General features: G+C 40.9%; 26 protein-coding genes and 1 other annotated feature. Of the genes, 25 read left to right on the top strand and 1 reads right to left on the bottom strand.

Annotation, left to right across the window (positions count from 1 at the left end; translation table 11 throughout):
- Nucleotides 1–140 precede the first annotated feature (140 nt).
- From spoVE to ftsZ, 9 genes are all read left to right on the top strand, one after another.
- The gene (gene spoVE, locus AC6CHU_RS03810; protein WP_159862581.1) at nt 141–1,241 is read left to right on the top strand and encodes a stage V sporulation protein E; all 1,101 of its coding nucleotides are present in this window, start codon (nt 141–143) and stop codon (nt 1,239–1,241) included.
- A gap of 284 nt (nt 1,242–1,525) precedes the next feature.
- Nucleotides 1,526–2,629: an undecaprenyldiphospho-muramoylpentapeptide beta-N-acetylglucosaminyltransferase gene (murG, locus tag AC6CHU_RS03805; RefSeq protein WP_159862582.1), complete on the top strand. Its 1,104-nt coding sequence runs from the start codon at nt 1,526–1,528 to the stop codon at nt 2,627–2,629.
- Between the two features lie 66 nt (nt 2,630–2,695).
- Nucleotides 2,696–3,604: a UDP-N-acetylmuramate dehydrogenase gene (gene murB / locus AC6CHU_RS03800; RefSeq protein ID WP_159862583.1), complete on the top strand. Its 909-nt coding sequence runs from the start codon at nt 2,696–2,698 to the stop codon at nt 3,602–3,604.
- Nucleotides 3,605–3,796: 192 nt separating this feature from the next.
- Complete coding sequence (locus tag AC6CHU_RS03795) at nt 3,797–4,588, top strand: cell division protein FtsQ/DivIB (protein WP_251282788.1); 792 nt, start codon at nt 3,797–3,799, stop codon at nt 4,586–4,588.
- Nucleotides 4,536–5,267 carry a DUF881 domain-containing protein gene (locus tag AC6CHU_RS03790; protein ID WP_159862585.1) on the top strand — a complete coding sequence of 244 codons (732 nt, stop codon included), beginning with the start codon at nt 4,536–4,538 and terminating at the stop codon, nt 5,265–5,267. The genes AC6CHU_RS03795 and AC6CHU_RS03790 overlap by 53 nt, the downstream gene beginning before the upstream one ends.
- A gap of 69 nt (nt 5,268–5,336) precedes the next feature.
- The gene (locus AC6CHU_RS03785; protein ID WP_251282789.1) at nt 5,337–6,068 is read left to right on the top strand and encodes a DUF881 domain-containing protein; all 732 of its coding nucleotides are present in this window, start codon (nt 5,337–5,339) and stop codon (nt 6,066–6,068) included.
- Nucleotides 6,068–6,436 carry a small basic family protein gene (locus tag AC6CHU_RS03780; RefSeq protein WP_159862587.1) on the top strand — a complete coding sequence of 123 codons (369 nt, stop codon included), beginning with the start codon at nt 6,068–6,070 and terminating at the stop codon, nt 6,434–6,436. The genes AC6CHU_RS03785 and AC6CHU_RS03780 overlap by 1 nt, the downstream gene beginning before the upstream one ends.
- Before the next feature lie 126 nt (nt 6,437–6,562).
- Complete coding sequence (gene ftsA / locus AC6CHU_RS03775) at nt 6,563–7,861, top strand: cell division protein FtsA (RefSeq protein ID WP_159862588.1); 1,299 nt, start codon at nt 6,563–6,565, stop codon at nt 7,859–7,861.
- 146 nt (nt 7,862–8,007) lie between these two features.
- Nucleotides 8,008–9,153, top strand: coding sequence for a cell division protein FtsZ (gene ftsZ / locus AC6CHU_RS03770; RefSeq protein ID WP_159862589.1), 1,146 nt, complete (start codon nt 8,008–8,010; stop codon nt 9,151–9,153).
- Nucleotides 9,154–9,265: 112 nt separating this feature from the next.
- On the opposite strand, the gene hmpA is transcribed toward ftsZ, so the two are convergent.
- On the bottom strand, nt 9,266–10,495 hold the full coding sequence (gene hmpA / locus AC6CHU_RS03765; protein WP_159862590.1) for an NO-inducible flavohemoprotein: 1,230 nt from the start codon (nt 10,493–10,495) through the stop codon (nt 9,266–9,268).
- A gap of 295 nt (nt 10,496–10,790) precedes the next feature.
- On the opposite strand from hmpA, the gene spoIIGA reads away from it, so the two are divergent.
- The 16 genes from spoIIGA (at nt 10,791) to AC6CHU_RS03685 (ending at nt 25,268) form a co-directional block, all read left to right on the top strand.
- A complete protein-coding gene (gene spoIIGA, locus AC6CHU_RS03760; RefSeq protein WP_159862591.1) occupies nt 10,791–11,729 on the top strand; it encodes a sigma-E processing peptidase SpoIIGA in 939 nt (312 codons plus the stop codon).
- 44 nt (nt 11,730–11,773) lie between these two features.
- Nucleotides 11,774–12,493, top strand: coding sequence for an RNA polymerase sporulation sigma factor SigE (gene sigE, locus AC6CHU_RS03755; protein ID WP_009330857.1), 720 nt, complete (start codon nt 11,774–11,776; stop codon nt 12,491–12,493).
- A 166-nt stretch (nt 12,494–12,659) separates the two neighbouring features.
- On the top strand, nt 12,660–13,439 hold the full coding sequence (sigG, locus tag AC6CHU_RS03750) for an RNA polymerase sporulation sigma factor SigG (protein ID WP_159862592.1): 780 nt from the start codon (nt 12,660–12,662) through the stop codon (nt 13,437–13,439).
- Nucleotides 13,440–13,533: 94 nt separating this feature from the next.
- Nucleotides 13,534–13,803 (top strand): YlmC/YmxH family sporulation protein, encoded by a 270-nt coding sequence (locus AC6CHU_RS03745; protein WP_251282793.1) that lies wholly within the window; start codon nt 13,534–13,536, stop codon nt 13,801–13,803.
- A gap of 69 nt (nt 13,804–13,872) precedes the next feature.
- Nucleotides 13,873–14,700, top strand: a complete 828-nt coding sequence (gene pgeF, locus AC6CHU_RS03740) for a peptidoglycan editing factor PgeF (RefSeq protein ID WP_159862594.1) — start codon at nt 13,873–13,875, stop codon at nt 14,698–14,700.
- Nucleotides 14,701–15,387, top strand: a complete 687-nt coding sequence (locus AC6CHU_RS03735; RefSeq protein ID WP_251282794.1) for a YggS family pyridoxal phosphate-dependent enzyme — start codon at nt 14,701–14,703, stop codon at nt 15,385–15,387.
- Nucleotides 15,388–15,391: 4 nt separating this feature from the next.
- Nucleotides 15,392–15,838 carry a cell division protein SepF gene (locus AC6CHU_RS03730; protein ID WP_061790943.1) on the top strand — a complete coding sequence of 149 codons (447 nt, stop codon included), beginning with the start codon at nt 15,392–15,394 and terminating at the stop codon, nt 15,836–15,838.
- 6 nt (nt 15,839–15,844) lie between these two features.
- Nucleotides 15,845–16,108 carry a YggT family protein gene (locus AC6CHU_RS03725; RefSeq protein ID WP_159862596.1) on the top strand — a complete coding sequence of 88 codons (264 nt, stop codon included), beginning with the start codon at nt 15,845–15,847 and terminating at the stop codon, nt 16,106–16,108.
- A 63-nt stretch (nt 16,109–16,171) separates the two neighbouring features.
- Nucleotides 16,172–16,945 carry a YlmH family RNA-binding protein gene (locus AC6CHU_RS03720; protein ID WP_251282796.1) on the top strand — a complete coding sequence of 258 codons (774 nt, stop codon included), beginning with the start codon at nt 16,172–16,174 and terminating at the stop codon, nt 16,943–16,945.
- A gap of 312 nt (nt 16,946–17,257) precedes the next feature.
- Entirely contained in the window at nt 17,258–17,776 is a 519-nt protein-coding gene (locus tag AC6CHU_RS03715; RefSeq protein WP_048007906.1) for a DivIVA domain-containing protein, read from the top strand.
- A gap of 50 nt (nt 17,777–17,826) precedes the next feature.
- Nucleotides 17,827–18,090, top strand: a binding site (T-box leader).
- Nucleotides 18,091–18,184: 94 nt separating this feature from the next.
- Complete coding sequence (ileS, locus tag AC6CHU_RS03710) at nt 18,185–20,956, top strand: isoleucine--tRNA ligase (RefSeq protein ID WP_498120087.1); 2,772 nt, start codon at nt 18,185–18,187, stop codon at nt 20,954–20,956.
- 387 nt (nt 20,957–21,343) lie between these two features.
- Nucleotides 21,344–21,631, top strand: a complete 288-nt coding sequence (locus AC6CHU_RS03705) for a hypothetical protein (protein WP_159862599.1) — start codon at nt 21,344–21,346, stop codon at nt 21,629–21,631.
- A 78-nt stretch (nt 21,632–21,709) separates the two neighbouring features.
- Nucleotides 21,710–22,207 (top strand): signal peptidase II, encoded by a 498-nt coding sequence (lspA, locus tag AC6CHU_RS03700; RefSeq protein ID WP_159862600.1) that lies wholly within the window; start codon nt 21,710–21,712, stop codon nt 22,205–22,207.
- Nucleotides 22,179–23,090, top strand: a complete 912-nt coding sequence (locus AC6CHU_RS03695; RefSeq protein WP_159862601.1) for an RluA family pseudouridine synthase — start codon at nt 22,179–22,181, stop codon at nt 23,088–23,090. Before lspA ends, AC6CHU_RS03695 begins: the two co-directional genes overlap by 29 nt.
- 189 nt (nt 23,091–23,279) lie before the next feature.
- Nucleotides 23,280–23,825, top strand: a complete 546-nt coding sequence (gene pyrR / locus AC6CHU_RS03690; RefSeq protein ID WP_159862751.1) for a bifunctional pyr operon transcriptional regulator/uracil phosphoribosyltransferase PyrR — start codon at nt 23,280–23,282, stop codon at nt 23,823–23,825.
- A gap of 138 nt (nt 23,826–23,963) precedes the next feature.
- The gene (locus AC6CHU_RS03685) at nt 23,964–25,268 is read left to right on the top strand and encodes a solute carrier family 23 protein (protein WP_498120084.1); all 1,305 of its coding nucleotides are present in this window, start codon (nt 23,964–23,966) and stop codon (nt 25,266–25,268) included.
- Nucleotides 25,269–25,273 lie beyond the last annotated feature (5 nt).

The raw sequence follows: 25,273 nt of genomic DNA, 5'->3' as shown, positions 1-25,273 counted from the left end.
CATCAAAGGAATTCATCTTCCTCGCGTGACATTTAGAGCTTTAAAAAGGAATAAAATCCTGCCGGAGAGATGTAAGCTTTTAACGGCAGAGCAGATTATTCTCTTTAATAGCCCTAAAACTTGCATTCGAGGTGTTTTCGTTGCCGGCAAAAAAAACCACTCCCGATTTTATATTAATGATCGTCACTTTAATGCTGCTTGCTGTTGGGCTGACTATGGTTTACAGTGCAAGTGCAATTTGGGCAGATTATAAATTTGCCGATTCTTTCTTTTTTGCGAAAAGGCAAATGCTTTTTGCTGGAGTTGGAATAATTGCGATGTTTTTTATTATGAATGTGGATTATTGGACCTGGAGAACATGGGCAAAAGTCTTGATCATCATCTGTTTTGTGCTTTTGCTTCTGGTGCTGGTTCCGGGTGTTGGCAATGTGCGAAACGGTTCCAGGAGCTGGATTGGCGTTGGTGCCTTTTCTGTACAGCCTTCGGAGTTTATGAAGCTGGCCATGATTGTGTTTATGGCAAAATTCCTCTCCGAAAAGCAGAAGCTGATCACTTCTTTCCGAAAAGGACTTGTACCATCTCTGGGGCTTGTGTTTTTAGCATTTGGATTAATTATGCTGCAGCCTGATTTAGGGACCGGAACAGTAATGGTGGGTACTTGTGTTGTCATGATCTTCATAGCAGGGGCCAGAATCAGCCACTTTGTCTGGTTCGCCGCTGCAGGGGTGGCCGGATTTGTGGCACTGGTTCTGTCAGCGCCTTACAGGATAAAGCGAATAACATCCTTTCTAGACCCATGGGAGGATCCGCTGGGCAGCGGATTCCAGATTATACAATCCTTATATGCAATAGGTCCAGGAGGGCTGTTTGGCCTTGGTCTGGGACAGAGCAGACAAAAGTTTTTCTATCTTCCTGAACCGCAGACAGACTTTATTTTTGCCATTTTAGCTGAGGAACTTGGATTTATCGGCGGATCTTTTGTCATATTGTTATTTGCGCTTCTTTTATGGCGCGGCATCCGCATCGCTCTTGGCGCCCCTGATTTGTATGGCAGTTTTTTGGCTGTTGGCATTATTGCAATGGTCGCAATTCAGGTAATGATTAACATCGGGGTTGTAACTGGTCTGATGCCTGTTACGGGGATAACACTCCCATTTCTGAGCTATGGGGGATCATCCCTGACACTGATGCTAATGGCTATAGGGGTTCTGCTTAATATCAGCAGATATGCAAGGTACTAGCGCATTTATAACATGCATTTTAGGAAACCCTGTAAAGCAGGGTTTCCTTTTTTGAAAGAAATCATTTATCGGGACGCAGAATTATCAAACTTCTTTGCAATTTTGCACATTATTACATTTCTTTAACATTATGATGTTCGTTCCTATCTATTTGTTTTGAATATAGTAGAATAGGGAAATGAGGGAGTGTTTTCACACCAGCCCACTGCGGCCATCTTAAATCTTCTTGGATGGCATAACAAATGAAAATTTTATAGATTATTACTCTTTTATGAGGTGAAAGAATGAAAATTGCTGTTAGCGGCGGAGGAACTGGCGGTCATATATACCCCGCACTTGCGCTCATAAGACAAATTCAGAAAGAACATAAGAATGCTGAATTTTTATATATTGGGACTGAAAAGGGGCTTGAAAACACGATTGTGAATCGGGAAAATATCCCTTTTAAATCAATACATATAACCGGTTTTAAAAGAAAAATCTCCGTGGATAATGTAAAAACTGTATTAAGGTTCCTGAAAGGTGTTCGCGACAGTAAAAAGATGCTCAAGGAATTTAAGGCGGATGTTGTCATCGGTACAGGAGGATATGTATGCGGTCCTGTTGTTTATGCTGCATCAAAGCTGGGCATTCCAACTGTTATTCATGAGCAAAACAGCGTTCCCGGATTAACCAATAAATTTTTAAGCAGATATGTAGATAAAATCGCTGTTTGCTTTGAAGAAGCTAAGGCTTTCTTTCCGGAAACTAAAACCGTCCTGACAGGGAACCCGCGTGCCTCAGAGGTGCTTGGACAGGATGGAATCAAAGGAAGGCTGTCAGCTGGATTAAAGACAGGCGTTCCGGCTGTGTTGATATTTGGCGGCAGCAGAGGAGCAAGGCCAATAAATGATGCAGTGTTAAAAACACTGGCAGAGCTGGGTGAAAAGCCATATCAGGTTCTTTATATTACAGGGGATGTTCATTATGATGATGTGCAAAAAGAAGTAGAACTTGTGGGAAGCCCTGAAAATGTAATAATCAAACCGTTTATTCACAATATGCCTGAAGTGCTGGCCGGAGCAAGCCTTGTTGTATCACGTGCTGGGGCCACTACTTTAGCAGAGATAACTTCTTTAGGCATTCCAAGCATTTTAATCCCAAGTCCGTATGTCACAAATAACCACCAGGAGAAAAATGCAAGAGCGCTTAGTGACCATGGTGCTGCAGAGCTATTGCTTGAGAAAGAATTAACAGGTAAAAAGCTTATAGATAGCATTGATCGGATTATCCTCGATAAGGATAAAATGGATAGCATGAAGGAAGCTTCAAAAAAGCTGGGAATCCGGGATGCATCAAATAGACTATATAAATTAATGGCAGAATTGGTTTCAAAAAGCGGGAAGTAGCCATGACTTCTATATTTGCATAAAATAAATAAATTTAGGCAGAAATCAATAGAAAGGGAGGTAAATATGGACGAATTTATCAGCAAACTTAGAGATTTAAACATTGGAACAATTAAAGAGAATGAACCGATGGCTAATCATACAACAATGAAGATTGGCGGTCCCGCCGATTTGTTTATTGAGCCTTCATCCATAGAAAGCCTGGCAAAAGCGATGGAACTGATCCGTCAATATGAAGTGAACTGGAGAGCAATTGGAAGAGGGTCGAATCTGCTCGTTTCGGATGGCGGAATAGAAGGTGTGGTCATTAAATTGGGCCGCGGCTTGGATCACTTGGATCTTAATGGAACGGAGCTAAGAGCAGGCGGCGGTTATTCACTTGTAGCCCTCTCCACGATAATCAGTAAAAAAGGGCTGTCAGGACTCGAGTTTGCCAGTGGTATACCCGGATCAGTAGGCGGAGCAGTTTATATGAACGCTGGAGCTCACGGATCGGATATTTCGCAAATCCTGACCAGAGCTCATGTTCTTTTTGAGGATGGAAAGATGGGCTGGCTCACAAACGATGAGATGGAGTTTTCATATAGAACCTCTGTTCTCCAAAAGAAACGGCCAGGGATTGTTCTTGAAGCCGTTTTTCAACTTGCCGAGGGAGACAGGGAAAAGATATCCTCTGCAATGCAAAAGAATAAGGATTACAGGAAGGAAACTCAGCCTTGGAACTTCCCATGTGCAGGAAGTATTTTCCGAAACCCGCTTCCTGAATATGCCGGTAATCTCATAGAAAAAGCCGGCTTGAAAGGCCACTCCATTGGAGGTGCTCAAATTTCCAATATGCATGGGAACTTCATCGTGAATGCAGGAGATGCAAAAGCGGAAGATGTCCTTGCACTTATTCAGCATATTAAGGATACAATTTTTGATAAGTACGGGGTAAAGATGGAGACAGAAGTGGAAATAATCGGTCGAAAGTAACGGGAAATAATACCTCGCAGATACCATTTATTGTGATATAATGATTAATTAGATAACAGTAAATGCAGTGTAAACGGCATGTTTCGCATGCCGTTCTCTTCCCTAATTTATTAATTGCATAAATTGTGCTGGACAAGCCACTTGATTGTTTAAATTTATTGTCCTTGCGCTTTTCTTGATGGGGTGATAAATGTGGAGAAAAGTAAGGTTGTCTCGCTTGAGGATCGAATCCCGAAGCTTAAACAGCAAAGAAAAAAGAAAGCAAATAGAAGACTGATCTTTTTGCTGCTGCTTTTTTTCTCACTGATTGTTTTAGTTATCTACTTTCAATCGCCCTTAAGCCATATTAAACAAATTAAAGTCACCGGCAATTCAATTTATGATAAAGAAGAAATTATTCAAATCAGCGGTGTTACTGAAAAAACAAATATTTGGAAGGTTGACGAAGAGGGAATGAAGGGTAAGCTTAAAGAGCTGCCTGAAATAAAATCTTCAACTGTTAAGGTTCAGCTGCCAAGCACAATCATAATCAAGGTTGATGAACTAAAGCGCATTGCCTACATAGCGAAAGAGAAGCACTACCTTCCTGTTATGGAGAATGGGAGCATATTAAAGGATGTAAAGGCAGCAGAGATCCCTGTTAACGCACCAATCCTAAATGGCTTTTCTGAGGGAGCCATTCTTGATATGATGATCGGAGAACTTGAAACACTGCCTGAAGAGGTATTAAATTCCATTTCCGAAGTCCATCACACTCCCAAAAAAACAGATTCCAATCATATTACTTTGTATATGAATGATGGTTTTGAAGTCAGTGCTACATTAAGAAGCTTTTCAGAAAAAATGGCACACTACCCTTCTATCATAAGCCAGCTGGATCCCGAGAAAAAGGGAATTATTGACTTGGAAGTAGGCTCTTATTTCAAAGCTTATGAAAAAGAGGGAGCTGAAGAGGTTGAAGAAGAAAATGAAGGTGAAGGGTAATCATGTAATATTCTCCCTGGTCTTTCTCGTGCTGGGTTACATGATGGCTTTTTCCTATCACCTTACACAGGGAGAAGAAGAAAAGCCGGCATTGAGCGGGAAACAGTGGGAAAGAGACCTAGAGCTCCGCAATCAGCTTGTTGAGCTTGAGGAAAAAAACAGAGCTCTTCAAAAAGAATTAAATCAAAAGCAGGAAAACGTTCTTGATATTGAAAAGGAGCTTTCACAGGAAGCCCAGGTTTATTTTAATCTTGCAGAGGATGCTGAGAAGTACAGGATGCATCTTGGAAAAGTTAAAGTTAAGGGACCAGGTGTGGAAGTTACTCTTGCAGATGGCGATTACAATCCGGATGAAGATAACATTAATAATTATATTGTACATGAACACCATGTCTTTAAAGTGATTAATGAGCTATATATATCCGGTGCTTCTGCAGTTGCCATAAACGGGCAGAGGCTGTCCCACAGTTCATATATTGTATGCAATGGACCTGTGATAGAAGTAGACGGGTACCAGCATCCTGCACCTTTTGTCATCACTGCCATTGGTGACGCCGAAGTGCTTTCGTCAGCTCTCAATCTGACAGGCGGCGTGAAAGATTCATTGGTAGATGAAAATATCCAATTCACTTTAGAGAAAAAGGGCGAAATTATCATTGAACCATTACTGGGTTCGTAAAGCCAAACCAGCTTTTGTATTAAATTTGTCCACAGAATAATTTATTCGGGAAAGCAAGGTGGAATTTAAGTGGACAGCAAAAAGAAGCTCAGCTTTACCTTTATAACAGCTGTAATTGGCTTTATGATTGCCATACAGTTTCAAACAGTTAAGGAACCTGCTGTCCGGGATACAAGAGATACCTGGGAGCTTAGAGCTGACATCCTTAAAGAAAAGGAACTGCAATTAAAACTTTTGCGTGAAATCAGTTCAAATGAAGAAAAAATTGCCCAATATGAAACAAAGCGCAAACAAAGCAAAGAACAAGTGCTCCGTGAGACGCTGGAGGAATTAAAAATGGAAGCCGGATTAAGTGAAGTGACGGGACCAGGCATAATCTTAACCATTGAACCAGTACATGAGGAGCTGCTCCTCGGAAAGCAGGCTGAGTCAGTTTCCCCTGATTTGCTTAAGCGACTGGTCAACGAGTTAAATATGTATGATGCCATGCACATTTCCATTGGAGGCAGAAGGATCATCAACACTACTGTCATTAGGGATATTAACAGGGAGACCATGATTGACGGCTACGCCTTAAAATCCCTGCCTATTGAAGTGAAAGTAATCACTGAGAATTTTCAATCTGCCGAGAAGCTTTTTAACCGCATGCAGGTATCAAAATCTGCTGAAGAATTCTTTATTGACAATCTTCGGATAACGGTAGAAAAGGCTGTGGAGCCTATCACGGTTCCTGCATATGACGAGGCATTGAGAATCAGATATATGGAGCCTGTGAAACCTGATGAAGGAGGCAAATCATAATGTGGCTTCCTGTTTTAGGATTAATCATAGGTGTGATACTTGGACTTATGACAGACATAAAAGTGCCGGATGAATACTCGAATTATTTGTCCATTGCTGTTCTTGCTGCATTGGATACTCTATTCGGCGGGATTCGGGCACAGCTTCAAAACATCTATGATGAAAAAGTTTTCGTTTCCGGCTTCTTTTTTAACATCCTGCTGGCAGCAAGTTTAGCTTTTCTGGGTGTGCATCTTGGTGTAGACTTGTATTTAGCAGCAGTATTTGCTTTTGGGGTCCGGCTATTTCAGAATATAGCGGTCATCAGAAGAATTTTAATCGCAAAATGGTCTCAAAACAGAGAAAAAATAGAAAAAAATGATATTTAAAAAAGGGAAAATATTAGTTTTGACGAATAATTTTATAGATAAACTAACTTATTAAAATTAACAACAGCAAAATTAATTGTTGTTCAATAATCGGAATAGCAAAAAAAAAAAAGGAGGTGCCAGAGAATGAACAGCAATGAAATATATGTTAGTCTTGACATCGGTACATCCAGTGTAAAAGTAATCATTGGGGAAATGGTCAATGACTCTTTAAATATTATTGGTGTTGGCAATGTACATTCAGAGGGGTTACGCAAGGGCTCAATTGTAGATATAGACGAAACCGTTCATTCTATTAAAAAGGCAATCGAACAGGCTGAGAGAATGATAGGAATGGAAATAAAAAATGTGATTGTGGGAATAACTGGCAATCATGTTATGCTTCAGCCATCCCATGGCGTTGTCGCAGTCTCGAGTGAAAATAGGGAAATTACAGATGAAGATGTTGCTAGAGTTATAGATGCGGCACAAGTTGTATCAATTCCGCCGGAAAGGGATATCATTGATGTTATTCCAAAACAGTTTATTGTCGACGGCTTAGACGAGATCAGTGATCCCCGTGGAATGATTGGTGTGCGTCTGGAAATGGAAGGCACGATTATTACTGGATCAAAAACAATTTTACATAACACACTGCGCTGTGTGGAACGCGCCGGACTCGAAATCATGGATATTACACTTCAGCCTCTGGCGGCAGGTGCATTCGCATTATCCAAGGATGAAAAAAATCTTGGCGTGGCACTTGTTGATATTGGCGGCGGCTCCACAACCATTGCTTTATTCGAAAATGGTTTTTTAAAGGCAACAAGTGTGCTTCCTGTAGGAGGAGACCACATTACAAAAGACTTGTCAATCGGACTCCGTACTTCTACAGAAGATGCAGAAAAAATTAAAACAAAGTATGGCTACGCATTCTATGACCATGCATCTGAAGATGAAGTGTTCAGTGTGCCCATCATCGGAAGTGATCAGCATCAGCAATTTAATCAGCTGGAAATCTCAGATATCATAGAAGCTCGAATGGAAGAAATTTTTGATCTTATCCAGCACGAAGTGAAGCGTCTGGGTGCAAAAGATCTTCCTGGCGGCTATGTTTTATCTGGTGGCGTAGCGAACACTCAGGGAATCCTTGAACTTGCCCAGGATGTTTTCCAAAACAGAGTACGCATCGCAATTCCAGATTATATTGGAGTAAGGGAACCTCAGTACACAACTGCTGTTGGATTGATTAAGTTCGCATATAAGAATGCTAAAATACAGGGCAGAAAAATGGAACAGCCAGTGACTGTCCCTGAAACAAAAGAAAACAGAGTACAAAAACCGCAATCGCAGCCGCAACCGCAACCAAAAACAAAGCCGGAAAAACAGCCGGAAGAAAAGATCACATCAAGAGTTAAAAAGTTCCTCGGATACTTTTTCGAATAACTTGATTTGATTCGCAAGGGTTAGGGAAACGGAATTGATAGCCATACGGCGGAAGAAAAAAGCACTGTTACCCCCATTCGGGAAGTGCGTTAAAGCGAATCAAAAAAGGTGTTCTTAGGAATGTCGACGAATTAGGAGGATTAGTCATGTTGGAATTTGATACAAATTTGGATTCATTAGCAACGATAAAAGTCATCGGCGTTGGAGGCGGCGGTAACAATGCAGTAAACAGAATGATTGAGCACGGTGTTCAGGGTGTTGAGTTTATTGCAGTGAACACGGATGCACAGGCGCTGAATTTATCAAAAGCAGAAGTGAAAATGCAAATCGGAGGCAAGCTAACAAGGGGGCTTGGGGCTGGTGCCAACCCTGAGGTAGGAAAAAAAGCAGCAGAAGAAAGTAAAGAGCAGGTAGAAGAAGCACTTAAAGGTGCGGATATGGTATTCGTTACTGCAGGAATGGGAGGAGGAACTGGAACGGGAGCGGCTCCGGTTATTGCCCAGATTGCACGCGATTTAGGAGCTCTTACAGTCGGTGTTGTTACGCGCCCATTCACGTTTGAGGGCCGAAAGCGCTCCACTCAGGCAGCCGGCGGAATTGCTGCTATGAAGGAAGCGGTTGATACATTAATCGTTATTCCAAATGACAGGCTATTAGAAATCGTTGATAAAAGCACTCCAATGCTTGAAGCATTCCGCGAAGCGGATAATGTTCTTCGCCAGGGTGTTCAGGGTATTTCCGATTTAATCGCTGTCCCAGGTTTAATTAACCTTGACTTTGCAGATGTGAAGACAATCATGTCCAATAAAGGTTCAGCACTAATGGGAATTGGTGTGGCTGCAGGAGAAAACCGCGCAGCAGAAGCAGCGAAAAAGGCTATTTCATCTCCTTTACTTGAGACATCCATTGATGGTGCACAAGGTGTCTTAATGAACATTACGGGAGGGTCGAACCTAAGCCTGTATGAAGTACAAGAAGCTGCTGATATTGTTGCTTCAGCATCAGATCAGGACGTAAATATGATCTTTGGTTCCGTTATAAATGAAAATCTTAAAGATGAGATCGTTGTGACGGTCATTGCAACGGGTTTTAATGAAGAAGTGATCCAGCCAAAGCCTATGAGGCCAACATTTGGACAGCCTAAATCTGCTCCAAGCATGGGCACGGGTGCCAAGCGTGAGCCGAAGAGAGAGGAAGCTCCACAGGAAACTGTAAGAAGCAGCCAATCTCATCAGCCGGATGAAACGCTGGATATCCCAACGTTCCTGCGCAATCGTAATCGCAGAAGATAATATATATGTAAAAAGCACCTGGAATCAGCTTGATTCCAGGTGCTTTTATTATTATCATTTAAGTTTTTAAATATAAAAGCATGACCCAAAATATGAGCCATGCTTAATTTGTTTATACTGATTGAGTTTCCTTTAATTGCATTGCTGGCCCGAAGAATTCATAGCGAATGTTTTCCTTTTTGAAGCCTGCATCAAGCAACACTTCATACATAGCCTGCATAAAAGGAACTGGTCCACACATATAAATCATGCTGTCTTTATTTGGCACGATTGTTTTTAGCCACTCAGAGGTAATATAGCCTTCTTTGCTGTAAACTTTGTCAGCTTTATCTTTATCTGTTGGTTTTTCAAAGCAGAAATATGGTTTAACTAATGGGTTATTCTTTGCAATCTCCTGAACCTCGTTGGCAAATGCCTGTACATTTCCATTGAGTGCAGCATGAACAAAAATAGTTTCATGATTTACTCCAGTGGCATCAAGATGACGCAGCATACTGTGCATTGGTGTAATGCCTACCCCGCCGCTAAGAAGAACCACAGGCTTATCTGCATTCTCAAGAACGAAATCGCCTGCTGGGGCACTGATTTCTATAAGGTCGCCTTCGTTAATATTGTTGTGCAGATAGCTGGAAACCTTTCCGTCCGGCTTCTCAGAGTTGCCCTCTTCTTTCTTTACAGAAATTCGATAATATGATTTTTCCGGGGAATCGGACAGGCTATATTGGCGAATATGAGTGTATTCTTCTCCGGGAATCGATAATTTCACACTAATATATTGACCCGGAAGGAAGCTGGAAATTTTTCCTCCATCACACGGTGTGAAGTAGAATGATGTAATCACATTACTTTCTTTTACCTTTTTGGCTACAGTGAAAGCTCTGAAGTCATTCCAGCCTCCTGGCTTATGTGCTGCATCCTCGTACAGACTCTTTTCTAATCCGATAAATGCATCAGCTATCACACCATATGCTTTAACCCATGCTTCAATAATTTCTTCAGTAGCAGCCTCCTGCAATACTTCCTTGATGGCAAGAATTAAATGTTCTCCTACAATAGGATAATGTTCAGGTTTGATTCCTAATGATCTGTGTTTATGTGCGATTTGAGTGACAACCGGAATAATAGCTTCTAGATTATCAATATATTTTGCTGCAGCATATACAGAGTTTGCAAGTGCTTTTTGCTGACGCCCCTGCTTTTGATTAGCATGATTGAAAATGTTCAGCAGTTCTGGGTGATTTGTAAACATGAGTTTATAGAATGCTTTTGTAATAGCTTCACCATGTTTTTCAAGTACAGGTACAGTGCTTTTAATAATTTCAATTGTCTTTGTGTCTAGCATATCAGCAAAACTCCTTTTTCTTATTTTCACTGTCATTATAGTTGATAATGAAAATAAAAAATGTGATATAAATCACACCCATTGAAAATAGGAAGGAAAATCAATAGAAAAATAATGACAAATTCCGTTGGGAATAGGGAAAATTTCTATCTTTTTGCATACAGAAAGCGACACACTTCCATTACTTAAATGCGCTATACTTTTTTCTAACAGAATCATCGCACTTTACCTATATGAGAGAATAGTTACCTCACGTCAATCTATCAGATTCTGATTTAATAAGGGAGGAAGATAATTGACGATCTATTTGGATGTTATCTGGGCATTAAATTTAATGTTTGACAGCCTTCTCCTTTATTTAACAGCCATAATTCTAAAAAGAGAAATCAGACTTTGGAGAATACTTGCGGGCGGCTTCATAGGTTCGATCATCATTTTATTAGTATTTACACCATTTAATGAATATTCAGGGCATCCCTTCACTAAGCTATTATTCTCGATTGCAATGGTAATAGCTGTTTTCGGCTTTAAGCGATTGCGTTATTTTGTAAAAGGTCTTATGACTTTTTATTTTGCTACTTTTTTAGTTGGAGGCGCCTTAATAGGCATTCATTATTTTATCAATTTTGATTTTAAGCTTTCTTCATCTGTCATGCTGGCAAGTGTTAAAGGTTTTGGTGATCCAATCAGCTGGCTGTTCGTCCTTCTTGGATTTCCCCTAGCCTGGCACTTTTCTAAGAAAAATGTTGAAGGTATTGAGATGACAAAAATTCAATATGACTCATTAATTCTCGTGCGGGTGGTAATCAATGAAACAGAATATTGCTTCAAAGGACTGATTGACAGCGGCAACCAGTTATACGACCCCATTTCGAAAATGCCTGTTATGTTCATATCGATTAAAGACAGGCTAGATGAGTTTCCTTCTGAAATTTGTAAAATGGCAGGTAACCCGGAGGATATTATCATGGGGAGCGAGTCAATTGGAGAGGATTGGGAGCATAAAATGAGGGTCATCCCATGTAAGGTTGTTGGACAAGAGCATCAATTAATCATAGGGTTTAAGCCTGACCGGATTCTCCTTGAGAAAGAGAATGAAATTATTGAGGCGGAACGCGGGTTAATATCATTTTCGATGCAGCAGCTTTCAGCTGACGATGCGTTTCAGTGCATCGTACACCCCAAAATGCTTACAGGTAAAAGTACATTGAAGCCGGATGCAAAAGTAAGTTAATATACTATACTCTGCACGAACTTAATTTAGAAGGAGGACAATTCATGAAAAAGTTAAAACTTCGCTTATCCTACTATTGGTATAAATTGTTGATTAAGCTGGGGATTAAAACAGATGAAGTATATTATATAGGCGGAAGCGAAGCACTACCTCCTCCACTCAGTAAGGAAGAAGAAGAAATGCTCCTGATCAAGCTTCCAAAAGGAGATAAAGCGGCAAGATCCATTTTAATCGAAAGAAATCTGCGTCTTGTTGTGTATATTGCGAGAAAGTTTGAAAATACAGGCATAAATATAGAGGACTTAATCAGCATTGGAACGATTGGGCTTATTAAAGCAGTAAATACTTTTAATCCCGAGAAAAAAATCAAGCTGGCTACATATGCATCCCGCTGTATTGAGAATGAAATTCTAATGTATTTAAGAAGGAATAATAAAATACGTTCTGAAGTTTCCTTTGATGAACCACTAAATATTGATTGGGATGGCAATGAGCTCCTTCTTTCAGATGTACTCGGCACTGAAGATGACATTATTACCAAGGATCTTGAAGCAAATGTTGATAAGAAGCTCCTTTTAAAAGCATTACATCAGCTTTCAGATCGTGAAAAACAGATAATGGAGCTCAGATTCGGACTCGGATCTGGTGAAGAAAAAACTCAAAAGGACGTGGCAGATATGCTGGGGATTTCCCAGTCTTATATTTCCCGTCTGGAAAAAAGAATAATAAAAAGACTAAAAAAAGAATTTAACAAGATGGTTTAGAAGTTTAATCCAGGAATATTTTTTACAAAATTTTGCAAGGCGAAACCTAGTATTTATGATGCTTTGACCGTTTTCCCATCCGGCAGGCTGATTAGAAGGTGCATATTTTTCCTTCCCGAGGAGATACTGTTTTTTGTACAGCAGCTCCTGTGAGGAGGGAAATGGATTGACTCGAAATAAAGTAGAAATTTGCGGTGTTGATACTTCAAAGCTTCCAGTTTTAAAAAACGAAGAAATGAGAGAGCTCTTCAAGCAAATGCATAAGGGGGATATAACCGCACGGGAAAAACTCGTCAACGGCAATTTGCGCCTCGTATTGAGTGTGATTCAGCGTTTTAATAACAGAGGCGAATTTGTTGATGACCTTTTCCAGGTCGGCTGTATCGGTCTGATGAAATCTATTGATAATTTTGATCTAAGTCAAAACGTTAAGTTTTCCACCTATGCCGTTCCGATGATTATTGGGGAAATACGCAGGTATCTGCGTGATAATAATCCGATCCGTGTCTCTCGTTCTTTAAGGGATATCGCTTATAAAGCTTTGCAAGTAAGAGAACGCCTGATGAGTAAAACATCCAAAGAGCCAACAGCAGAGGAAATAGCTAAAGAGCTGGATGTGCCTCATGAAGAAATTGTTTTTGCACTGGATGCCATCCAGGATCCTGTTTCATTATTTGAGCCGATTTATAATGATGGCGGAGATCCGATTTATGTGATGGATCAGCTTAGCGATGAACGGAACAAAGATATTCAATGGATTGAAGAAATAGCGCTCAAAGAGGGAATGAGGAGACTGAATGAACGGGAAAAACTGATTCTCAGAAAACGCTTCTTCCAGGGCAAAACCCAAATGGAAGTGGCGGAGGAAATCGGTATTTCCCAGGCACAAGTTTCAAGGCTCGAAAAAGCGGCTATCAAACAAATGAATAAAAATATTCAAAGCTAGCAGCCAATTTGGCTGCTTTTTATATTTACCAAACATTTTTCTTATAGAGTCAAACATATATTGAATAAGAAAATAAATTGGGAGTGAAGTGTCGATGGTGAAAATATCTGAATTCCAAATGAAGGATGTTGTAAATGTAGCTGACGGCAGAAAGCTTGGAAATATTGGGGATATAGATATTAATATAAATACAGGGAAAATTGAATCTGTAATTATCGGAGGAGCGGGGAAAATGTTAGGTTTCTTTGGCAGAGACGCAGAAATTGTCATTCCATGGAGAAATATTTTAAAAATTGGTGAAGATGTCATACTTGTCCGTTATCAAGATGGGATTGAGCCAAAATATATAGAAGGTGAAGCATAAGAGTTGTAAATGGTGTCATCACTGCCTTCCTTGTGGTAAACTATAGAAAAATAAAATGGGGTTAATCGTATGGAACCATTTTCTTTAAAAACGGAAGAGTATTTTGTCATAAAAGAGTGGGCGGATCGTTTTCCAAATATAATGGCTGGTTTTACAACTAAAAATGGCGGTTTTGGCCGTAACGCATATGAAACGCTTAATGTTGGATTGCATGTGAATGACAGCTATGAAGCAGTCAGTCAAAATCGGCAGCATGTGGCTGACTTGCTTGGATTTTCTCTTGGAGATTGGGTTGGCGCTGAACAAACTCACGGAGTGAATATACAGAAAGTTACCCGGAGTGATAGTGGAAAAGGTGCTCTTGTTTACAAGGATTCCTTAGCGGATACTGACGGCTTTTTCACTTATTCTAAAGGCGTCATGCTGACCCTGTGTTATGCAGATTGTGTACCCCTTTATTTCCTGCATGAAAAGACAGGAGCCATAGGAATTGCCCATGCAGGCTGGAAAGGGACTGTTGGGGGAATTGGAAGGAATATGGCTGAACTATTTGCAGGTGAAGGAATAAACTTAAATGAGATCCAGGCTGTGATTGGGCCTTCCATTTGTGCAAATTGTTATATTGTTGATAATCATGTTATTTCGAAAGTGCAAAAAATACTAGAAGATGTCGATACAAAGCCATATAATCAAATTAGTGACAATCAATTCCAGCTTGATCTTAAAGAATTAAATAGGAAAATTCTTGTTAACGCAGGGATACCAAATGAAAATATCATGAATACTGATTTTTGCACTAGCTGTCATACTGACTATTTTTTCTCCCACCGAAGAGATAAGGGAAATACCGGCAGGATGATGAGCTTTATTGGCTGGAAGGAGGAAGCAGGAACTTAAATGAGAGTAGAAGAAAATTTAAAGGAAATAGAGACAGCCATCAGCGAAGCATGTATAAAGGCTAACCGTAAGCCCGAAGAAATTACCGTAATTGCGGTAACTAAGTATGTTTCGGCTGAAAGGGCACAGGAAGCGCTTGAAGCAGGTATTCATCACCTAGGCGAGAACAGGGATGATGGCCTTCTTGCAAAATGGGAAGTGTTAAAAGACCGGCCGTCCTGGCATTTTATCGGAACACTGCAAACGCGCAAAGTGAAAAATATTATTGATAAAGTTGACTATATACATTCACTGGACAGGCTATCCCTCGCCAAAGAAATTGACAAGCGGGCGAATCGAAAGATAAATTGCTTTGTTCAGGTTAATGTATCAGGAGAAACCTCCAAACAGGGGATAAACCCTGATGAGGCAGCTGACTTTATTTCAAGTCTGGCCGATTATAAAAATCTCAATATCATTGGTCTAATGACGATGGCACCACTTACAGAAGACAAGGATATTCTTCGTGCCTGTTTCCGCAGGCTTAAGGACCTTCAAAATAAGGTAAAAGAGCTAGGTTTAGATTTTGCTCCCTGTACCGAGCTTTCAATGGGCATGTCCAATGATTTTACTCTGGCAATTGAAGAAGGAGCCACCATGGTTAGGATTGGGACAGCTTTAGTAGGCCAAGAGGGTCAGGAGGTTTAATAAAATGAGTATAAAATCAAAATTTAAAACATTTTTCTTCCTGGATGATGAATATGACTATAAGGAAGAGGAAAACATCGAAGAAGAAAGAGAGCCGGTGAAGCAGGTGCAGAAACAGCAGCAGCCAGTTCAAAAACAAAACATTGTCAGTCTGCAAAGTGTGCAGAAGTCTTCTAAAGTAGTTCTTGTTGAACCGCGGGTATATGCAGAAGCACAGGATATTGCGGATCAGCTGAAAAACAGAAGAGCTGTTGTAGTCAATCTGCAGAGGATAGAAAAAGATCAGGCAAAGCGCATTGTCGACTTCCTAAGCGGAACAGTTTATGCCATTGGAGGAGATATTCAAAAGATTGGAACTGATATTTTTCTATGTACACCTGACAATGTTGAAGTATCAGGAAACATTTCTCAGCTGATGAAAGAACAAGAATTAGAAAATACGAGGTGGTAGCACTTAATGGAATTAGTATTTGGAATATTATCATCGGCAATTTATTATTACTCATGGGCACTAATTATTTATATTCTGCTGTCCTGGTTTCCTAATGCCAGGGAATCAGCCTTTGGCCAATTTCTGGCAAGAATTTGTGAACCGTATCTTGAGCCGTTCCGCAAAATTATTCCTCCGCTTGGGATGATTGATATTTCTCCAATTGTGGCTATCTTAGTTTTGCGATTTGCCACAGGAGGTTTGCACCAGCTTCTATATTGGATTTCATAAGACTAACAAACAGGGCTATATTGATGGCCCTTTTTTATTTGTTTAAAAGGAGGTTCACCAGATATGAATATATATCAGCATTTTCGGCCGGAGGAAAGAGAATTTATTGACCAGGTTCTTAACTGGAAAAACATTGTAGAAAATACATACGCACCAAAGCTTACTGATTTTCTTGATCCAAGAGAGCAGCAAATTCTAAAAAGCGTTATAGGACAGGATTCGGGAATCTTATTTGCTTTATTTGGCGGGACGCCAAGTGCTGAGAGAAAAAGGGCACTGATATTTCCTGATTATTATGAAAGCAATGATGGTGATTTCCATATTCAGCTTTTTGAATTGGAATACCCCAAAAAGTTTGTTACCATAGAACACCCTCAAGTCCTCGGCAGTCTGATGTCAATGGGCCTAAAAAGAGGAAAATTTGGTGATATCCTATTTGAAGGTGACAGAATTCAATTCTTTGCTGCACAAGAAATTGAGGAATATATTAGCCTGCAGCTGCAGTCAATTGGCAGAGCGTCAGTAACATTAAAAAAACAGCCCTTTTCTCAGGCGATCCAATCGGCAGAAGTGTGGAAAGAAAGCTCCGTTACCACTTCATCCCTTAGATTGGACACCGTAATGTCAGCTATCTACAACATCTCGAGACAAAAATCCCAGTTATATATCCAACAGGGGATTGTCAAAGTCAATTGGATGCAAATAGAAAATCCTTCATTTGAATGCCAGCAAAGCGATATCATCTCAGTCAGGGGGCAGGGCCGCTCCAAAATCATAGAAATAGACGGGAAAACAAAAAAGGACAAATGGAGGATAGTTGCCGGGAGACAGAGATAGCTAAATGGCTGATTAATTTCCTCCAGCATGATTATGTATGGGTGATCCGTAAGATGTTTAATCAAACTGTGATAATGTACTGATTAGAGTGGAGGGTGTAATACCCTAAAAATGCTTTTACATTTCTTCCCGATGAGTGCCTGAAGAGAAAATCAGCACCTCCAAACAGATATAATTTTTTATTATCTTGAAGGATTTTGAAACAACCTGTCGAATAAATAATCAAAAGACAGCCGAGTCTGCTATAATTAAATAGAACCAGCAGGCTCAAACCAATTTACATAAGATCAACAGACCTGGGAGGTGGCACTTATGCCATTAACACCGTTAGATATTCATAACAAGGAATTCAGCAAAGGGTTCCGCGGTTATGATGAAGATGAAGTGAACGAATTCCTCGACCAAATCATAAAGGACTACGAAATCCTGATCAGGGAAAAAAAAGAGCTGGAAGAAAAGCTAAATGAAACAAATGACCGCATTGGCCACTTTACCACAATAGAAGAAACACTGAATAAATCTATTGTGGTTGCACAGGAAGCAGCAGAAGAAGTGAAACGCAATGCTCACAAAGAAGCAAAGCTAATTATCAAGGAAGCAGAAAAAAATGCTGACAGGATTGTAAACGAGTCCTTATCCAAAGCAAGAAAAATTGCGCTGGATATTGAAGATTTAAAGAAACAGTCCAAAGTATTCCGAACACGCTTCAAAATGCTTGTTGAAGCACAGCTTGATATGCTGAATAACGATGATTGGGATCATTTGATGGAATATAAGCTGGATTCCACTGAACTAAAATCATTAAGAGAAGAAGAAGAATCACTGGCTTGACGAAATCGGGAAATATCGCATATAATTTTAAAACAAAGTAAATACAATGTTTATCAACAATGAGAGGGACAGTACAGTCTTTTCAATAGCTTATATACAGAGTGGATACTCACTCTGTAAGCGAGCCGGGGATGGTGGAAGCCCGGGAATAAGCAAAAGCTGGAAAATCACCCTTGAGTTCCTTGCCGAACTTTCATCAATCAGTAGGCCAAGGCGAATCATTCACGTTAAGAATGCTTTGAGCGGATGAAATTTCATTTTATTTCATCTACAAGGGTGGTACCGCGGGAGAATAGAACCTTCTCGTCCCTTTTCGGGATGAGAGGGTTTTTTGTATTTTCCTGAGGTTTTTCTAAGCCCTCATTGGCTATCATGGTATTTAATGAGATACAAACAGGAGGAAAAGGAATGGATTACAAAGATAGTTTATTAATGCCAAAGACAGAATTCCCAATGCGCGGCAATCTTCCAAAGCGCGAACCAGAAATTCAGGCAAAATGGGAAGAGATGAATATTTATGAAAAAGTCCAGGAACGGACAAAAGGGCGTCCGATGTTTGTACTGCATGATGGTCCTCCATATGCAAATGGCGACATTCACATCGGCCATGCGCTGAACAAGATTTTAAAGGATTTTATCGTACGGTCCAAGTCGATGACTGGCTATAATGCTCCTTATGTTCCCGGCTGGGATACACATGGTCTGCCAATTGAGCAGGCGCTGACAAACAAGGGTGTAAAGCGTAAAGAAATGAGTGTTGCAGAGTTCCGCGAACTATGTGAAGAATACGCATATGGGCAGATCGACAGCCAGCGCGAACAATTTAAGCGCTTAGGTGTACGCGGTGATTGGGAGAACCCATACATCACACTTAAGCCGGAGTATGAAGCCCAGCAAATAAAAGTCTTTGGGGAGATGGCGAAAAAAGGCTATATTTATAAAGGCAAAAAGCCTGTTTATTGGTCTCCATCATCTGAATCTGCTTTGGCAGAGGCAGAAATTGAATATAAAGATAAACGTTCGCCATCCATTTATGTAGCTTTTAAAGTAAAAGATGGCAAAGAAGTATTGGATCAAGATACTCATATCGTCATTTGGACTACAACTCCATGGACCATTCCGGCAAACCTTGGAATTTCAGTTCATCCGGATCTCTCCTATACCGTAGTGGAAGTAAACGGCAAAAAGTTTATGGTAGCAGAAGATTTATTGACTGCTGTGGCTAAAGAGTTCGAATGGGAAGGTTATCAAGTTGTTCAAACGGTAAAAGGAACTGACCTTGAGTATATTACTGCCGAACATCCGATTTATGGCCGTGATTCACTTGTCATGCTAGGTGAACATGTAACAACCGATGCCGGTACTGGATGTGTTCATACTGCTCCTGGCCATGGGGAAGATGATTTCCAGGTCGGCATGAAGTACGGGCTTGATGTATTATGCCCGGTAGATGATAAAGGAAACATGACAAATGAAGCTCCAGGTTTTGAAGGATTATTCTATGATGCAGCCAATAAACCGGTTACTGAGAAACTCGAGGAAGCGGGCGCTTTATTAAAACTGTCATTCATTACTCACTCTTATCCACATGACTGGAGAACGAAAAAGCCTGTTATTTTCCGTGCTACTGCCCAATGGTTTGCATCCATTAAAGATTTCCGCAATGAACTTATGGAAGCTGTTAAGGAAACAAATTGGTATCCGGCATGGGGAGAGACCAGACTATTTAATATGGTCAGGGATCGCGGTGATTGGTGTATCTCCCGCCAGCGTGTATGGGGAGTGCCTATTCCGGTCTTTTATGCGGAAAGTGGCGAAGAAATTATCACAGATGAAACTATTGATCATGTATCGAATCTTTTCCGCGAACATGGTTCAAATATCTGGTTTGAGAGAGAAGCAAAAGAATTGCTGCCTGAAGGGTTTACGCATTCCGGAAGCCCTAATGGCCAGTTTACAAAAGAAACGGATATCATGGATGTTTGGTTTGATTCAGGTTCTTCCCACCAGGCAGTTCTTTTAGAGCGTGACGATTTACAGCGTCCTGCTGATTTATACCTTGAAGGATCTGATCAATACCGAGGCTGGTTTAACTCTTCCCTTTCAACTGCTGTAGCTGTAACGGGGAAAGCGCCTTACAAAGGGGTGCTGAGCCACGGTTTTACTCTTGATGGTGAAGGAAGAAAAATGAGTAAATCCATTGGAAACGTAGTTGTTCCGGCAAAAGTCATGAACCAGCTTGGTGCTGATATTTTGCGCCTATGGGTAGCTTCGGTTGACTATCAGGCTGATGTCCGGGTATCTGACGCTATTCTAAAACAGGTGGCCGAAGTTTATAGAAAGATCCGTAATACTTTCCGCTTCCTGCTTGGAAATCTGAATGATTTCGACCCGGCAACAGATTCGGTTTCATTTGAAAACCTGCGCGAAGTTGACCAGTTTATGCTGGTTAAGCTAAATAAGCTGATCAAGAATGTCCGCGAGTCTTATGACCGCTATGAATTCGCCAGCATCTATCATGCTGTGAATAATTTCTGTACTTTAGATTTGAGTGCATTCTATTTGGATTTTGCGAAAGACGTCCTTTACATTGAAGCGAAAGATAATGCAGAACGCCGTGCAATCCAAACGGTTCTATATGAAAGCCTGATTGCTCTGACAAAATTAGTTGCACCTATCCTTTCACATACATCAGATGAAGTTTGGAACTTTATTCCAAATGTGAAGGAAGAAAGTGTACAATTGACGGATATGCCAGAATATCAAGAGCTTCTTAATGCAAATAAGCTGGAAGAAAAGTGGACTGCATTTATGAAGCTGCGCAATGACGTTCTTAAAGCATTGGAAGAGGCGCGTAATGAAAAGGTGATCGGCAAATCTCTGACTGCAAAAGTAACCCTTTATGTAAATGATCAAACAAAGAGCCTTCTTGATTCAATTCAGGAAAATCTTCAGCAGATCTTTATCGTATCTGGATTCGAAGTAGCAGGCAGCCTTTCCGATGCTCCTGACCATGCTATAAAGTTTGAAAACACCGCAATTGTAGTTTCCAAGGCAGAAGGCGAAACATGCGACCGCTGCTGGACAGTCACTCCGGAAGTTGGCCAGAAGGAAGGTTATGATGCCCTCTGCCCTCGCTGTGCTGATGTTGTAAAAAATAATTATAGCCATTTGGTTTAATTACCTGCAGTCCCTCAAATATTGGGGGACTGTTTTTTTGCCGTTTTCGCAAGGCTTGCTGTTTTTTGTATCAAATTTGCTGAGTTGATTGCAGCGGAAGGAGCAAGATCCTCGAAAATGCCTGCGCATTTTCTTTGTGCGGTGTATATTCAAGGAAGCTAATTCAATGTCCAGCAGGAGCAGCGGGACAGTGCAGAACGCTTGCCATCCCTTTGCTGCAATCACGGACAACATTGCTTAGCGAAAAACAACAATTTATACGAAAAGAGCCTATTATAAATAATTCCACCTTCACTAAATGTTGTGCCGTTTGCTAAAAGTTTATCCGTGTCTGAAATTCGTTCGAAGAAAATAATAAAGTAAACATCACAGAACGGAGGAAAAAGCATGGATGCAAAAGCAGAAGGGCTATATACTGAACTCCGTAATACAAGACAGGAAATATTGGAAAGACTCATGGAAGGCAACAGTTCCGCGCTGATAAAGCCTATTTTATTGGAAGAGCTGCATGATATTGAACAAACACTCAGCAAAATTGAATCGGGAAATTTCGGCAAGTGTGAAATTTCCGGCGAACTGCTGCCCGAAAATTTGCTGGAGATGATTCCTACCTTAAAATCATTGGAGGATTGCAGCAGGCTGGAGAAATTCTATAGAAAATCTATTTTCCACTGAGCTGGGTGTGTGCTGTGTTTTTTATTCAGTTTGTGCTAAAATGCAAAGGTAATGATATGAGATTTGGGGGTTGCCTTTGTGTTTTATTACATAATTGCATTGTTCGTAATTTTACTTGATCAGTTTACGAAGTGGCTGATTGTTAAGAACTTTGAATTAGGTGAAAGTGTTAAAGTTATTGAGGACTTTCTTTATATAACATCTCACCGCAACCGGGGCGCTGCATGGGGCATCCTGCAGGGGCAAATGTGGTTCTTCTACGTAATAACCGTGATTGTCATTCTTGGGATTATTTATTACATTCAAAAAGCAGCAAAAGGCAAATTGCTTCTTGGAGTTTCTTTAGGCTTGATGCTGGGCGGAGCGATTGGGAACTTTATTGACAGGGTATATCGAAAAGAAGTTGTGGATTTTATCAACACTTATATTTTTGGCTATGACTTTCCCGTTTTCAATATTGCTGACTCGGCGCTGGTTATCGGTGTAGGGCTATTGATGATTCAGATGCTGCTTGAAGAGAGAGAAGCAAAGAAGAAGGAGAAATCTTATGGAGAAAATGGAACACATCATTCCTGATGAACAGGCAGGAGAAAGAATAGATAAAGTATTATCCTCATTAAATGCAGATTGGTCAAGAACTCAGGTACAGCAATGGATCAAGGAAGGCAATGTTTTAGTGAATGGCCAAACGCCTAAAACCAATTACAAATGTTCAGCAGACGATAAAATTGAAATATCAATTCCTGAACCAGAAGAACTCGATGTAGTGCCTGAAAAAATGGACTTGGATATTTATTATGAAGACCAGGATGTACTTGTTGTAAATAAACCAAAAGGAATGGTTGTCCATCCTGCTGCCGGGCATGGAACAGGAACACTTGTAAATGGTCTTATGGCTCATTGCAAGGATTTATCAGGAATTAATGGAGTCATGAGGCCAGGAATCGTTCACAGAATCGATAAAGATACATCAGGTCTTCTCATGGTTGCAAAGAATGATATGGCACATGAAAGTCTTGTGAACCAGCTAATGAACAAAACGGTTACACGTAAGTACCGGGCCATTGTCCATGGAATTATTCCACACGATTACGGTACTATTGATGCGCCAATCGCCCGCGATCCTAAAGACCGTCAGAGCATGAGTGTTGTGGACAACGGGAAACATGCTGTTACGCATTTTCAGGTCCTTGAGCGCTTCAAGGATTTTACACTGGTGGAATGCCAGTTGGAAACGGGAAGAACACATCAAATCAGGGTTCATATGAAATACATTGGCTTTCCTTTGGCAGGAGATCCTAAATATGGTCCTAGAAAGACTCTCGATATTGGGGGACAAGCACTACATGCAGGCGTCCTTGGCTTTAAACATCCGCGTTCCGGCGAGTACCTTGAGTTTGAAGCACCTGCACCGGATTATTTTAAGGAACTAGTCGATAATCTTGCAAATAATCGTTGACATTTGTCCAATTGTGCTATAAGATGACTATAGTTGAATAAGTCCTTTAAAACAGTCCCGTGAGGCTGGGAAGGAAACGGATTGAATAAGGAGTACTGTGTCCTTATTCTGCTGAAAGAATCGTTTACCCTCTCGCCTAATCGGTGAGAGGGTTTTTTGTTAAAATATTTGACAATAGGAGTGATCATGATGCCGCAGCAAAAAGCAATTGTTTTGGATGACCAGGCAATCAGGAGAGCGCTGACAAGGATTGCTCATGAAATCATTGAGAAAAATAAAGGGATTGAAAATTGCGTTCTTATTGGTATCCGAACAAGGGGGATTTACCTTGCGAACCGCCTTGCTGAGCGGATTGAACAAATAGAAGGTGCCAAAATTGATGTTGGCGAGCTTGATATCACTTTGTATAGAGATGATCTTACGAAAAAGACTGAAAATCAGGAGCCGCTTGTCAAAGGGTCAGAGGTTCCAAAAGATATAAATGATCAGAAAGTGATACTGATCGATGATGTTCTTTATACAGGAAGAACAGTTAGAGCTGCCCTTGATGCACTGATTGACATCGGACGGCCCTCGCAAATCCAGCTGGCAGTCCTTGTGGACCGTGGCCATAGGGAGCTTCCGATTAGAGCTGATTATGTCGGGAAAAACATTCCAACCTCCAGTTCGGAAAAAATTGTTGTCGAGCTGAAGGAAGTAGATGAGAACGACCAGGTAAGTATATACGAAAATTAAATAGCCCTTTTAAATGCAGTCCAGAGAGGCTGGCAAAGGGGAACACAGCAGAATCGGTCTGTCATTTGCTGTGCTCTTGCACCCTCTTTGCACCCATGCAAAGAGGGTTTTTTACTAAAAAGCAGAGGAGAGATCGCAATGAACAAACCTATTTTAGATATAAAAGATGTTCCAAAACCAGTCCACTGGCTGACATTAAGTATACAGCACTTATTCGCAATGTTTGGAGCCACCATACTTGTACCTTATCTAGTTGGATTGAATCCTGCCATTGCTTTAATATCAAGCGGACTTGCAACAATAGCATTTCTCATCATAACGAAATGGCAGGTGCCGGCTTACCTAGGGTCATCCTTCGCATTCATTGCCCCAATCATCGCAGCAAAAGCTGCCGGGGGCCCTGGTGCTGCCATGATCGGCAGCTTTATGGCTGGACTTGTGTATGGAGCAGTTGCCTTGATAATCAAAAAAGCAGGCTACCGCTGGATTATGAAACTGCTCCCGCCAATTGTAGTCGGTCCTGTAATCATTGTAATCGGGCTGGCATTAGCAGGAACAGCAGTTGGAATGGCTATGAACAATCCTGAAACTGGAGAATACAGCATGCTGCATTTCTCAGCAGCGCTTATCACTTTAAGTGCAACAATCATCTTCTCCATATATGCAAAAGGAATACTCAATATGGTTCCGATTCTTGCGGGTATCATCATCGGTTATGTATACTCTCTGGCCATTGGCCTGATCGACTTCTCGCTTGTACAGCAGGCAGCTTGGTTTGAAATGCCGGAATTCCTGATTCCATTTGCAGACTATAAAGTGAGGGTAACGCTTGATTTGGCACTTCTAATGATTCCGGTGGCTGTGGTGACAATATCTGAGCATATCGGCCATCAGCTTGTCCTTGGAAAAGTAGTTGGAAAAGATTACATTAAAGAACCGGGTCTTCACCGCTCCATCCTTGCTGACGGAACTGGAACAATGATTTCAGCACTCATTGGCGGACCGCCAAAGACAACGTACGGTGAAAATATCGGTGTACTCGCCATTACGAAAATATACAGTGTCTATGTACTTGCCGGTGCTGCAGTCATCGCCATTATCTTCGGGTTCATTGGGAAGGTTACCGCACTGATCAGCTCCATTCCTACTCCAGTAATGGGTGGCGTGTCCATCCTGCTGTTTGGAATCATCGCTTCATCAGGCTTAAGAATGCTGGTTGACAGCAAGGTTGATTTTGGAAACAACCGCAACCTGGTCATCGCATCAGTTATCCTTGTACTGGGAATTGGCGGAGCTCATATAGAAATCTGGGCATTTAAGCTTGAAGGAATGGCCCTGGCGGCGATCAGCGGAGTTCTGCTGAACCTTATTCTCCCTGGCAGGGAAGAGGCGAAGGAAGACATGTTTAAAACTGAAAATGAAAAAAAAAATAATGTAGCTTAACGCTT

The organism is Cytobacillus sp. GQ23 (assembly GCF_059758675.1).
This window is presented reverse-complemented; position numbering and strand designations above follow the sequence as displayed.